This is a genomic window from Nocardia aurea (assembly GCF_003123685.1).
Taxonomy (GTDB): domain Bacteria; phylum Actinomycetota; class Actinomycetes; order Mycobacteriales; family Mycobacteriaceae; genus Nocardia; species Nocardia aurea.
On sequence record NZ_QCYJ01000130.1, the window covers coordinates 270,227 to 283,574 of the forward strand.

General features: G+C 65.9%; 7 protein-coding genes. All 7 read right to left on the reverse strand.

Translation table 11 applies throughout. The features are described 5' to 3' along the window. Window positions 1-32 precede the first annotated feature (32 nt). The 7 genes from DAT37_RS33085 to DAT37_RS33115 all read right to left on the reverse strand — a co-directional run bounded on the left by DAT37_RS33085 (window position 33) and on the right by DAT37_RS33115 (window position 13,312). The gene (locus tag DAT37_RS33085) at window positions 33-3,986 is read right to left on the reverse strand and encodes a DNA-directed RNA polymerase subunit beta' (RefSeq protein ID WP_109528820.1); all 3,954 of its coding nucleotides are present in this window, start codon (window positions 3,984-3,986) and stop codon (window positions 33-35) included. Window positions 3,987-4,091: 105 nt separating this feature from the next. Next, window positions 4,092-7,598 (reverse strand): DNA-directed RNA polymerase subunit beta, encoded by a 3,507-nt coding sequence (rpoB, locus tag DAT37_RS33090; protein ID WP_109528821.1) that lies wholly within the window; start codon window positions 7,596-7,598, stop codon window positions 4,092-4,094. Between the two features lie 447 nt (window positions 7,599-8,045). Further along, window positions 8,046-8,750: a hypothetical protein gene (locus DAT37_RS33095; protein WP_109528822.1), complete on the reverse strand. Its 705-nt coding sequence runs from the start codon at window positions 8,748-8,750 to the stop codon at window positions 8,046-8,048. 11 nt (window positions 8,751-8,761) lie between these two features. Then, complete coding sequence (locus DAT37_RS33100) at window positions 8,762-9,580, reverse strand: hypothetical protein (protein WP_232840153.1); 819 nt, start codon at window positions 9,578-9,580, stop codon at window positions 8,762-8,764. Between the two features lie 29 nt (window positions 9,581-9,609). Continuing rightward, on the reverse strand, window positions 9,610-10,851 hold the full coding sequence (locus DAT37_RS33105) for an MCE family protein (protein ID WP_109528823.1): 1,242 nt from the start codon (window positions 10,849-10,851) through the stop codon (window positions 9,610-9,612). Next, window positions 10,848-12,092 (reverse strand): MCE family protein, encoded by a 1,245-nt coding sequence (locus DAT37_RS33110; RefSeq protein ID WP_109528824.1) that lies wholly within the window; start codon window positions 12,090-12,092, stop codon window positions 10,848-10,850. The genes DAT37_RS33105 and DAT37_RS33110 overlap by 4 nt, the downstream gene beginning before the upstream one ends. Continuing rightward, window positions 12,089-13,312 (reverse strand): MCE family protein, encoded by a 1,224-nt coding sequence (locus DAT37_RS33115; RefSeq protein WP_109529117.1) that lies wholly within the window; start codon window positions 13,310-13,312, stop codon window positions 12,089-12,091. The genes DAT37_RS33110 and DAT37_RS33115 overlap by 4 nt, the downstream gene beginning before the upstream one ends. Window positions 13,313-13,348: the final 36 nt, after the last annotated feature.

Sequence of the window (13,348 nt, forward strand, 5' to 3'; positions counted from 1 at the left end):
CGGAGCGGGGCGATCGTTGTTCTACCTACCGATTACCGGTAGTCGCTGAAACCGTAATCGTCCAGCGGGACGGCGGCACCGGTGGTGGCGCCGAAGCTGTCCGGGCTGTAGTAGGTGTCGTCGTAGGACGGCACCGCGTACGCGGCGGCACGAGCTTCTTCGGTCGGCTGAACCTGGATGTTGCGGTAACGGTTGATACCGGTACCGGCCGGGATCAGCTTGCCGATGATCACGTTCTCCTTCAGGCCGATGAGCTTGTCGGAGCGGCAGTTGATGGCCGCGTCCGTCAGCACCCGGGTGGTCTCCTGGAAGGAGGCCGCCGACAGCCACGAATCGGTGGCCAGCGACGCCTTGGTGATACCCATCAGCACCGGACGACCCGCCGCGGGCTCACGGCCCTCGGCGACCACGCGACGGTTGGAGCTCTCGAACTCGGCACGCTCGGTGAGCGAACCGGGCAGGAATTCCGTCGCACCGGAGTCGATGATCGTCACGCGACGCAGCATCTGACGAACGATGACCTCGATGTGCTTGTCGTGGATCGACACACCCTGCGAGCGGTAGACCTCCTGGACCTCGTGGACCAGGTGGACCTGCACCTGACGGGGGCCCATCACGCGCAGCACCTCGTGCGGATCCGCCGCGCCTTCCAGCAACTGCTGGCCGACCTCGACGTGGTCGCCGTCGGAGAGCAGACGCTCGGTGCCGTCGTCGTGCTTGAACACACGCAGACGTTGACGCTTCGAGAGCTTGTCGTAGACGACTTCCTCGCCACCGTCATCCGGGATGATGGCGATCTTGTAGAAGCGGTCGTCGTCCTCGAGGCGGATACGGCCGGAGACCTCGGCGATAGGCGCCTTGCCCTTCGGCACGCGAGCCTCGAAGAGCTCCTGGACACGCGGCAGACCGCCGGTGATGTCATCACCCGCGACACCACCCTGGTGGAAGGTACGCATGGTCAGCTGGGTACCGGGCTCACCGATGGACTGCGCGGCGACGATGCCGACGGCCTCGCCGATGTCGACCAGCTTGCCGGTCGCCATGGAGCGGCCGTAGCAGGTCGCGCACACGCCGGTGCCGGTGGTGCAGGTAAGCACGGAGCGGACCTTCACCTCGGTGATACCGGCCTCGAGCAGCGCCTCGAGCGCGGGATCGCCGAGATCGGCGCCCTTGCCCACGACGACGTTGCCCTTGGCGTCCAGCGCGTCCGACGCGAGCGTCCGTGCGTAGGTGGAGGTTTCCACGTGCGCGTCACGGATGATCGTGCCGTCGACCAGCTTCTCGGCGATCGGAACGACGATGCCGCGCTCGGTGCCACAGTCGTGCTCACGCACGATGACGTCCTGCGAGACGTCCACCAGACGACGGGTCAGGTAACCCGAGTCGGCGGTACGAAGCGCGGTGTCGGCCAGACCCTTACGGGCACCGTGGGTGTTGATGAAGTACTCCAGAACCGTCAGGCCCTCACGGAAGGAGGACTTGATCGGCCGCGGGATGAACTCACCCTTCGGGTTCGTCACCAGGCCCTTCATACCCGCGAGGGTACGGGTCTGGGTGAAGTTACCGGTCGCGCCCGAATCGACGATCGTGATGATCGGGTTGTCGGCCGGGTAGTGCGCGCGCAGCGCCCTACCGACCTCTTCGGTCGCTTCCTGCCAGATCTTGACCAGGGCGTTGTTGCGCTCCTGGTGATCGAGCGCACCACGCTGGTACTTCTTCTCGATCTGATCGGACTGCGCCTCGTAGCGCTCCATGATCTCGGCCTTCTCCGGCGGAACCAGAACGTCCGACATGGAGACCGTCACACCGGAACGGGTGGCCCAGTAGAAGCCCGCGTCCTTCAGCTTGTCGACGGTCTGCGCGACCACGATCATCGGGTAGCGCTCGGCGAGATCGTTGATGATCGTCGCCTGACGCTTCTTCGGCATCTGCTCGTTGATGTACGCGTAGTCCGCGGGCAGCAACTCGTTGAACAGCACGCGACCGAGCGTGGTCTTGGTGGTCCACGCGTCGCCACGGCTCCAGCCGTCGGGGAACAGCTCGGCCTCGACGTCCTTGGGCGGACGCTGATCGGTCAGCCGCACCTTGATGAGCGACCGCACGGTCAGCTCACCGCGGTCGACCGCCATCTGCGCCTCCGCCGGGGAGGAGTACACGCCGTATTCCGGAGCGTCCTTGGTGGACTCCCGGTACTGGCCCGGCGCGTCTTCGACGAGGCGGGTCAGATAGAACAGGCCGGTCACCATGTCCAGACGCGGCATGGCGAGCGGTCGGCCCGACGCGGGCGACAGGATGTTGTTCGAGGACAGCATCAGGATGCGGGCCTCGGCCTGCGCCTCCGCGGACAGCGGAAGGTGCACGGCCATCTGGTCGCCGTCGAAGTCGGCGTTGAACGCCTCACAGACCAGCGGGTGCAGCTGGATGGCCTTACCCTCGACCAGCTGCGGCTCGAAGGCCTGGATACCCAGACGGTGCAGGGTGGGCGCGCGGTTCAGCAGCACCGGGTGCTCGGCGATGACCTCTTCGAGGACATCCCACACCTGGGGACGCTGACGCTCCACCATGCGCTTGGCGGATTTGATGTTCTGCGCGTGGTTCAGGTCGACCAGACGCTTCATCACGAACGGCTTGAACAGCTCGAGCGCCATCAGCTTGGGCAGACCGCACTGGTGCAGCTTGAGCTGCGGACCGACCACGATGACCGAACGGCCCGAGTAGTCGACGCGCTTGCCGAGCAGGTTCTGACGGAAACGACCCTGCTTGCCCTTGAGCAGATCGCTCAGGGACTTCAGCGGGCGGTTACCCGGTCCGGTGACCGGACGGCCACGACGACCGTTGTCGAACAGCGCGTCGACGGACTCCTGCAGCATCCGCTTCTCGTTGTTGACGATGATCTCGGGCGCGCCGAGGTCGATCAGTCGCTTGAGGCGGTTGTTGCGGTTGATCACGCGGCGGTACAGATCGTTCAGGTCGGAGGTGGCGAAACGGCCACCGTCGAGCTGAACCATCGGACGCAACTCCGGCGGGATCACCGGAACGGCGTCGAGCACCATGCCCATGGGCGAGTTGCCGTTCATCTGGAAGGCCGCGACGACCTTCAGACGCTTGAGCGCGCGCAGCTTCTTCTGGCCCTTGCCCGAGCGAATGGTCTCGCGCAGGTTCTCGGCCTCGGCGTGGATGTCGAAGCTCTCCATGAGCTTCTGGATGGACTCCGCGCCCATCGCGCCGGTGAAGTACTCGCCGTAGCGGTCGACCAGCTCGCGGTAGAGGACCTCGTCCACGATGAGCTGCTTGACCGAGAGCTTGGTGAAGGTGCTCCAGATCTCGTCGAGCCGGTCCAGCTCACGCTGGGCCCGATCGCGGAGCTGGCGCATCTCGCGCTCGCCGCCGTCCTTGACCTTGCGGCGCACGTCGGACTTGGCGCCCTCGGCCTCGAGCTCGGCGATATCCGCCTCGAGCTTCTGGGCGCGGGCCTCCAGGTCTGCGTCACGCTGATCGGCGACGGCCTTCTTCTCGACCTCCATCTCGGCTTCGAGCGTGGAGAGCTCGCTGTGACGCAGTTCCTCGTCGACGCCGACGATGACGTAGGCCGCGAAGTAGATGATCTTTTCCAGATCCTTCGGGGCCAGGTCGAGCAGGTACCCGAGGCGCGAGGGCACGCCCTTGAAGTACCAGATGTGAGTGACGGGCGCGGCCAGTTCGATATGGCCCATCCGCTCACGGCGCACCTTGGCGCGGGTCACCTCGACGCCGCAGCGCTCACAGATGATGCCCTTGAAGCGAACGCGCTTGTACTTGCCGCAGTAGCACTCCCAGTCCCGGGTGGGACCGAAGATCTTCTCGCAGAACAAGCCATCCTTCTCCGGCTTGAGCGTGCGGTAGTTGATGGTCTCCGGCTTCTTGACTTCGCCGAAGGACCACTGGCGGATGTCCTCGGCGCTGGCCAGACCGATCCGGAGTTCATCGAAGAAGTTGACGTCTAGCACGTAACTTCCTTTCCCCTATTCGGGTCGAATTCGTGCAAAAAGTTCACTAGTCGGTGCTGCGCGGTGGCCGGATGTCGTCGAACCGACGACATCCGGCCCGGCCGCCTAGTTCGCCAGATCGTCGACGGTCGCCGCTTCGTTCCTGGACAGATTGATGCCCAGGTTGGCCGCGGCGCGCTCCAGATCCTCGTCGTCACCGTCGCGCATCTCGATCGCCGCGCCGTCCGAAGACAGCACCTCGACGTTGAGGCACAGCGACTGGAGCTCTTTCAACAACACCTTGAACGACTCCGGAATGCCCGGCTCCGGAATGTTCTCGCCCTTGACGATGGCCTCGTAAACCTTCACGCGGCCGACGACGTCGTCGGATTTGATCGTCAGCAGTTCCTGCAGCGTGTACGCCGCGCCGTAGGCCTGCATGGCCCAGCACTCCATCTCACCGAAGCGCTGGCCACCGAACTGGGCCTTACCGCCGAGCGGCTGCTGGGTGATCATCGAGTACGGACCGGTCGAACGAGCGTGGATCTTGTCGTCGACCAGGTGGTGCAGTTTCAGGATGTACATGTAACCGACCGCGACCGGGTACGGGAACGGTTCGCCGGAGCGGCCGTCGAACAGGGTCGCCTTGCCGTCGTCGTCGACCATGCGCTCACCGTCGCGGTTCGGCAGGGTCGAAGCGAGCAGACCGGTGAGCTCCTCCTCGCGGGCACCGTCGAAGACGGGGGTCGCGATATTGGAGTCGGCCGGTGCGCCGATCATCTCCTCCGGCAGCGCCGCGGCCCAATCGGGCCTGGTGCCGTCGGTGGCGACGTCGACCTGCCAGCCTGTCTTGCCGATCCACCCGAGGTGGGTCTCCAGGATCTGGCCGATATTCATACGACGCGGCACGCCGTGGGTGTTCAGGATGATGTCGACCGGGGTGCCGTCGGGCAGGAACGGCATGTCCTCGGTGGCGAGGATCTTGCCGATGACGCCCTTGTTGCCGTGCCGACCGGCGAGCTTGTCGCCGTCCTGGATCTTGCGCTTCTGCGCCACGTACACGCGCACCAGCTCATTGACACCGGGAGGCAGGTCGTCGTCGTCCTCGCGCGAGAACACGCGGATGCCGATGACCTTGCCGGACTCGCCGTGCGGCACCTTCAGCGAGGTGTCGCGCACTTCGCGCGCCTTCTCACCGAAGATCGCGCGCAGCAGCCGCTCTTCCGGGGTCAGCTCGGTCTCGCCCTTGGGGGTGACCTTGCCGACCAGGATGTCGCCGTCACGGACCTCGGCGCCGATGCGCACGATGCCGCGCTCGTCGAGATCGGCCAGCACCTCGTCGGAGACGTTCGGGATGTCCCGGGTGATCTCCTCGGCGCCCAGCTTGGTGTCGCGGGCGTCGATCTCGTGCTCCTCGATGTGGATCGAGGTCAGGACGTCCTCTTCCACGAGGCGCTGCGACAGGATGATCGCGTCCTCGTAGTTGTGGCCTTCCCACGGCATGATCGCCACGAGCAGGTTCTTGCCGAGGGCCATCTCACCGTTCTCGGTGCACGGACCGTCGGCCAGCACCTGGCCGGTCTCCACCCGCTGACCCTCGTCCACGATCGGACGCTGGTTGGAGCAGGTGCCCTGGTTCGAGCGGTTGAACTTGCGCATCCGGTAGGACTTGCGGCTGCCGTCGTCGGCCATCACGGTGACGTAGTCGGCGGAGACCTCCTCGACCACACCGGACTTCTCGTTCACCACGACATCGCCCGCGTCGACAGCGGCGCGCAGTTCCATGCCGGTGCCCACGATGGGGGCCTCGGAACGGATCAGCGGAACCGCCTGACGCTGCATGTTCGCACCCATCAGGGCGCGGTTGGCGTCGTCGTGCTCGAGGAACGGGATCATCGCGGTCGCGACCGACACCATCTGGCGCGGCGAGACGTCCATGTAGTCGACCAGGGCCGCGGCGACGAGTTCGTTCTCCTCGTTGCCACGACGGCAGAGCACACGCTCCTCGAGGAAGTTGCCCTCGGCGTCCACCGGCGAGTTGGCCTGCGCACGAACGTGGCGGTCCTCCTCGTCGGCGGTGAGGTACTTGACCTCGTCGGTGACCTTGCCGTCGACGACCTTGCGGTAGGGCGTCTCGATGAAGCCGAACGGGTTGACCCGCGCGTACACCGACAGCGAACCGATCAGGCCGATGTTCGGGCCTTCCGGGGTCTCGATCGGGCACATGCGGCCGTAGTGCGACGGGTGGACGTCACGGACTTCCAGGCCGGCGCGCTCACGGGACAGACCACCCGGGCCCAGCGCCGACAGGCGGCGCTTGTGGGTCAGACCCGACAGCGGGTTGTTCTGGTCCATGAACTGCGACAGCTGGGAGGTTCCGAAGAACTCCTTGATCGCGGCGACGACCGGGCGGATGTTGATCAGGGTCTGCGGCGTGATCGCCTCGACGTCCTGGGTGGTCATCCGCTCGCGGACCACACGCTCCATACGGGACAGGCCGACCCGGATCTGGTTCTGGATCAGCTCGCCGACGGTGCGCAGGCGACGGTTGCCGAAGTGGTCGATGTCGTCGACCTCGACGGGAACCTCTTCGCCGCCGGGGGCGGTCATGTTCCGGTCACCGGCGTGCAGACGCACCAGGTACTCGATGGTGGTGACGATGTCTTCCTTCGTCAGCACCGACGCGGTGATCTGCTCACCCAGGTGGATGCCCAGCTTCTTGTTGATCTTGTAGCGACCGACGCGCGCCAGGTCGTAGCGCTTCTCCTTGAAGAACAGGTTCTCCAGCAGGGTCTGCGCCGACTCCTTGGTCGGCGGTTCGCCCGGACGCAGCTTGCGGTAGATATCGAGCAGCGCCTCGTCCTGGCCCGCCGTGTTGTCCTTCTCCAGGGTGGACATCATGATCTCGGAGAAGCCGAAACGCTCGACGATCTCCTCGTTCGTCCAACCCAGCGCCTTCAGCAGCACGGTGACCGGCTGACGACGCTTGCGGTCGATACGGACACCGACGGTGTCGCGCTTGTCGATGTCGAATTCCAGCCACGCGCCGCGCGACGGGATGACGCGCACGCTGTGCAGGTCCTTCTCCGTGGCCTTGTCGACGCTGGAGTCGAAGTAGACGCCGGGAGAACGCACCAACTGCGAGACGACGACGCGCTCGGTGCCGTTGATGATGAACGTGCCCTTGTCGGTCATCATCGGGAAATCACCCATGAAGACCGTCTGGCTCTTGATCTCACCGGTGTTGTTGTTGATGAACTCGGCCGTCACGAATAGTGGCGCCGCGTACGTCATGTCCTTGTCTTTGCACTCGTCGATCGAGGCCTTGACCTCTTCGAAACGAGGGTCGGAGAAAGACAGGGACATGGAGCCGGAGAAGTCTTCGATCGGCGAGAGCTCCTCGAGCACCTCCTCGAGTCCGCCCGAGAGCCCGACGTCGCCGCGCGCGGCGGCCTTTTCTCGCCATGACGGCGAGCCGATCAACCATGCAAAAGAGTCCGTTTGTAGATCGAGAAGTCCGGGCACCTCCAAGGGTTCACGGATCTTCGCGAAAGACACCCGCAATGGGGCTCCGGGGATTCCGGCAACTGCCTTGGTCTGGGTGGAGACTGCCAAGATGCGTCCTTCCAGCACCTCACGCGCGTCGCGTGGTGGTCCGCGACCGTCGCTTGCCTGCTACGTTGAGATTCTCGCTGGTCACGACCCGAACGAACCCGAACAGGCAACAACGAAAGCAACACCGGAAGGGTGACACTTAGGAGTGCGGATCGAGGAATGGACAGGAGGCAGCCAGCGCAACGTCCAAACCTACACCTATCGGCACGGAGGTGTCAAAGTACCACCCGTGCGAACGTTCACGTGGCTGCCGCGCCGAGCCCCGGACGGGGTAGGCACCGCCCCGTCCCGGAGCGGTGCCCCGGCCCGAAACGCTGGCTGCGTCGAGGGCGGCGGGGCGGGTGAAGCCACTGTGACAGCTGCCGCTGTTGTGAATAGCGTGACGGCTCGGGCGAAGCTCGTCAAGTGGCGGCCCGACCTGGATGTCGATGCGATCGGCCACCACGTTCAAGATCACCCGCCGAGTCACTGATCGACGATCTCGCTGGCCAGCCAGTGACCGTCCACCTTCTGCATGCGCAACACGACCGGTCCCGCGACGCTCTGCTGGGCCACGCCCCCCTTGGTCGCGCTCACCACCAGATTCACCAGCAACTCCGCCCGATCATCGGTGAGCAGGGTCACCCCGACGGGGTCGGCCTTGGCATCGGCGCTGGTCTGCGCCTGTTTGATCGCGTCGATCGTGGTCGAGGAGAATTTGTCGAGATCGGCCAGCATCGCGCCGGTGACCACCGAGCGCACCGCAGCCTCGTAGCCGTCGATGTGTTGGATGTCGTAGCCGTAGATGGTGCGCAGCGCGTGGTCGGCGGCCGCGCGCACCTCCTCGGTTCCCGCGCTGTCGACGAAGGCCAGATTCGAATCGTTCACGCCCGGCCGCAGCGCGGCGGTGACCGCGAATCCGGCGAGCGCGACCGCCGCGACCGCGGACCCGACGACGACCGTCCAGGACGATCCCCGGACCGCGAAACGACGCGACCGCGGTTCGGTGCCACCGCGCGCCCACTTCCGGCCCGCGCGCGAGGCGCTCGGGTCGCCGGACCGCGCCTGCTGCGGTGCCGCCGCGCGCGCCGAACGGGTCCCCGCGACGGCGCGCGCGCTCGGACGGGCGGCGGACCCGGTGGCCGGACGCCGCTTGGAGGTGACCCGGTTGACCGGTTTACGAGAATTCATCGGGTGTCCTCCTACGATCCGGGCTTGGGCGCGGTAGGCGCGTCAGCGGGCGCCTGGGCCCCGTCGGCGGCGGGCTGCTGAGCGGGCTGTCCCATTCCGCTCGGTCCCGGGCCGTCGAGCAGCACCGGCTGGGCCAGCGACGCGACCTGCTCGGCCTTCCAGACATCGCCGTTCCTGGCCATCTCCAGGCTCCAGGTGTAGCGGTAGTCCGAGACGGACTTGTCCGGCTTGGACTCGGTCACCTGGAGTACGACCAGCGCGGTGGCCTTGTCCCGCTCGCTGTTGAGCGCGGTCAGCGAGGCGCCGAGCACCTTCGATGTCATCTCCACACCCGCCTGCGCGGCGAGCTGCTCGGACTGCTGCTGATTCTTCTGGGCCGATTCCAGGATCGCGCCGGTCATCGACGAACGGGCCATCGCGAGCGAACCCGGGACGTCGTCGAGCTCCATCGAGGTCATGTTGATGGCGGCCTGACGCGCCGAATCGAGGGCGCTGTCGCGGGCGGCGGCACGCGGGCCGTCGGTGAACCAGGCGGACCTGGCCCAGCCCGCCCCGAACCACGCCGCGGCGAGCAGGGCGACGACCAACGCGCCGACCGCGACGGTCGTCAGCGCGACCGGCGCGCGGCGCGCGGTCCCGGCCGCGCGGTTCGCGTCGGGGGACACCGCGGAGCCGCTCTCCACGACCGCGGCCACCCTGCCCGCCTCGGCGGTGTCCGACGACGGTTCGGGGGCCGCGACCGACGCCGACGACTCGACCGCCGTGGCATCGGATTCCTCGGTCCCCGGTTCGCTCGCCCCCGGCATTTCCTTGGAGATGTCGATGTTCACGACAGGCACCCTAACGTTGTCGGTCCTGGTCACCGCTTCGGCGTGACCCCGAGCAGGGTGGCCATCTGTACGGCGATCGGGTTCAGATTCAGCTTGTCCGGATCGGTCTTGGGAACGTCGTCCCACGGCTGCGCGACGGCCGGATCGGCCGTGTCGGCCCGCGCTCCGCCGCGTACCGCGGTCGGATTACCCTGCGGCACGGTGCACTTCGCGTTCGTGTTGAACGGGAACTCGTCACGGGAGTCGTCGAAGTCGGGGTTCTGCGCCTTCATCTGCTCGAGAATCTGGTACGTCCCCTCGTAGCCGACCGTACACGCGGGCGGATTGTTCACCTCCAGCACCAAACCGAAATGGCTGGTGCCGTCACCGGGCGCGGTGGCCGACGCGCCGACCGAGAGTCCGGGCAGCATGATCAGCAGCGGTTGCAGCGCGTAGAACTTCGGCGAGATGGCCTGCAGAAGCACCCGCAGATTGGTCAGATCCTCGGTGAGCGCCGCACCGCTCTCGCGCAGCAGCGCGCCGATCTGGCGGCCCGCGTCGGTACCGGTGCCGATCAATCGACGCACGGCCGGATCGCTGGAGCGCAATTGGGCTGTAACCTGGTCGAGGCCGTCGCTGAACTGCCGGATGGCCGCCGACTGCTCGGCCTGGGTGCCGAGCGCGATCTTGCCGTCACGGATCAATTGGATGGTCTGCGGCAGCGCCTCGTCGAATGTCTCGGTGAAGGTGTTCAGCGATTCGAGCAGGACCTTGAGATCGTCGCCCTTGCCGTTGAGCGCCTTCCCGAGTTCGGTGACGGTCGTGTGCAACGCGGCGAGATCGACCGAGCTGGTGAAATGGTCCACGCTCCCGATCAGTTCCTCGACCGAGATGGGCGTGCTCGCCCCGACGATCACCGAATCGTTCTCCAGGTACGGGCCGCTGTCGCTGTCGGGCTGGAGATCCACGTACTGCTCGCCGATCGCGGACCTGTTCGCCACCACGGCCTTCGCCGACGCCGGAATCCTCGGCCCGCTCGTCTCCAGATCGAGGGTGAGCACCACACCGTCGGAGCTGAGTTGCAGGTCGCCGACGCGCCCCACCGGCACGCCCCGGTAGGTGACCTCGGCGCCCTTGTAGATGCCGCCGGTCTGGGTCGCCTCCACCTTCACCCGGTAGAGGCCGAAGCCGAACATCTCGTCCAGCCGGACGTAGCGGGCGCCGACGTAGACGACGCCGAGCACGGCGATCAGCGCGAACGCGATCAGCTGATAACGCACCAGGCGTGTCATCGCGGAGCCTCCTGCTGATCGACGCCGAACTGTTCGAGCAACGGACCCAGCGGATTCGGCGCCCCGGGAATCCCGGGAACCTGGGCAAGGCTCTGCGGCAGCGGCACCAGCGAGACGGTCGGCCAGCCGGGGCTCGGACCGTTGCCGTTGTAGTACGGATTGCTCGGATTCACCGGAACCGGGCGGCCCACCGGCGGGATGTAGACCGGATCGCCCTTGCCCACACCGAGATTGCTCAGGGCGACGCCGATCTGCGCGTCCACCGAGAGCCAGGTGTTGACCGAACCGCCGAAGGTGCCCTCCAGCGTCGAATCCGGGAACGGATAGGTCGGGATCAGCGGCAGCGCGGTCACCAGATCCGGTGCGGCACGGCCGAGTTCCTGCAGGGTGGGACGCAACGAGATCAGGTCGGCGATGAGATCGTCCTTCGACGCGTTCAGGACGTCGAAACCGGCCTCGCCCACCCGATCCAACTGGGTCAGCAACGAGATCAATTGCGGCCGTTGCTCATTGAGAATCTTGATACCGGCGGGCAGCTCATCGAGAATCTTGCCGATCTGGAAGGTCTGGGTACTCACCCTGGCACTGAGCGTGCCGAGTCCGTCGATGGCGCGGGTGATGTCGTCCACCTGCTGATCCAGCCCGGTGATCAACGTCTCGGTCTGCTCGAGCAGGGAACGCACCCGGCCCTCACGGCCGCCGAGCGCCTTGTTCAATTCGGTGACGATCGGCTGCAACTGCGCGACACCGCCGCCGTTGAGCAGCAGCGACAGCGCGCCGAGCACCTGTTCGATCTCGGTGGCGTGCCTGGTGTGATCGACCGGGATGACCGAACCGTTCGTCAACCGGTTCGGATCGGGATCGGCCGCGGGCTCGGACAATTCGATGAACTTCTCACCGAGCAGATTCGACTGCCGCACCTCGGCCCGCGCGTTGGCGGGCAGATCGACCGACGAATTGACCAGGGTGCGCACGCTGGCCGTCCACTTGTCCTTGCCGATGCTGATCTCCTCGACGCGCCCCACCGGCACGCCTTCGACCTTCACCGAGGACTGCGGCACCAGATCGAGGACATCGTCGAACTGGATCTCGATGGTCATCGGATGGTCGCCGACATCGGCGCCACCGGGCAGCGGAATGCTGTAGATACCGTCGGAGGAGCAGGACGTGACCAGCGCCGCGGTGACCGCGAGCGCCACCGCACCCCCGAAACCGCGTGCGGCACTACGGATCTTGTTCATCGTCCACCTTCTTCGGACGGCGGCAACCGGTTGGACGGAGTGCCGGGCACGGTGCCCGGCACCGGATCGCGCTGCTGGTTCTCGCCGCTGAGAATGCCGAAAGGCAGGATCAGCGTCGGGGTCTGCACGCCGGCGGTGATCTGGTCGGTGATCTCCTTGCAGTGTTCGATGATCGGGCGCAACTGCCTGCCCAACGCCTCGAATTGCGGATCACCCGGCATCAGCTTGGACAGATCGAGCATCTTGCACACCACGCCGAACGGATCCTGCAATTCCGGGAAGTTCGCCCGCATGTCGAGGGTGCCGGATTCGCCGTTGTGGATATTGATCAGATTGCTCAACGCCACCGGCAGGACCGGAAGCACCGCGGCCAGATCGTCGCGCTGGTCGGCCAGAGTTCTCGTCAACGTGGTCAACGCGGCGGCATTGTCGGCGACCAGTTCCCGGTTGTCGTCGATGAACCGCGCGACATCACCGAGCGCGACCGAGAGCAATTCCAACGCCTCGCCCAGATTCTGGCGTTCACCGGCGAGGAAACCCGCCAGATCGGCCAGCTGGGTGTTGAATTCGCGCACCTGCGCGTCGTTGACGGCCAGCATGCTGACGAAACTCTGGAGGTTCTTTACCGTCTCGAAGATATCGCCGCGCGCGTCGGACAGATAGCGCGCCGCCTTGCTGAGCTGGGAAATGCTGTTGGCCAGCGCTTCGCCGTTACCCGCCAGATTCGCCGAGGAACTGCGCACCAGTTCGTTGACCGCGCCCTCTTTGTTGGCGCCGTTCGGGCCGAGTGCCTCGGAGAGTTCCGCGATGCTCTTGTACAGCTGATCGACCTCGACCGGCGTCACGGTACGGTCGCGCGGAATGGTCGCGTCGCGTTCCATTTTCGGGCCGCCCCGATAGACCGGGGTGAGCTGGATGAACCGATCGGAGACCACCGACGGGGTGATCTGCGCCGCCTGCGCCTCGGCCGGAATATCGTATTCCCGGTCGACGCTCATCACGACTTTCACCTGGTCACCCATCGGTTCCACCGAATCGACCGATCCGACCGCCACACCGAGGATTCGCACATCCGAACCCTCGTAGATACCGACCGAGCGATCGAAATACGCGGTGATCCTGGTGGTGTTCATCCGATCGAAGAACCGCCACAGGAATCCGGCGGCCACCACGATCACGACGAGTCCGATCACCATCGTCACCTTGGCGCCGCGGCTCATCCCGCGTAGCGCGGTCAGTGGCTCGTTACTCGCGGC

What these genes read in the sequence shown, in the direction of transcription:
- DAT37_RS33095 (WP_109528822.1), bottom strand. Translation starts at nt 8,750, where the DNA reads ATGAATTCTCGTAAACCGGTCAACCGGGTCACCTCCAAGCGGCGTCCG.
- DAT37_RS33105 (WP_109528823.1), bottom strand. Translation starts at nt 10,851, where the DNA reads ATGACACGCCTGGTGCGTTATCAGCTGATCGCGTTCGCGCTGATCGCC.
- DAT37_RS33110 (WP_109528824.1), bottom strand. Translation starts at nt 12,092, where the DNA reads ATGAACAAGATCCGTAGTGCCGCACGCGGTTTCGGGGGTGCGGTGGCG.
- DAT37_RS33115 (WP_109529117.1), bottom strand. Translation starts at nt 13,312, where the DNA reads ATGAGCCGCGGCGCCAAGGTGACGATGGTGATCGGACTCGTCGTGATC.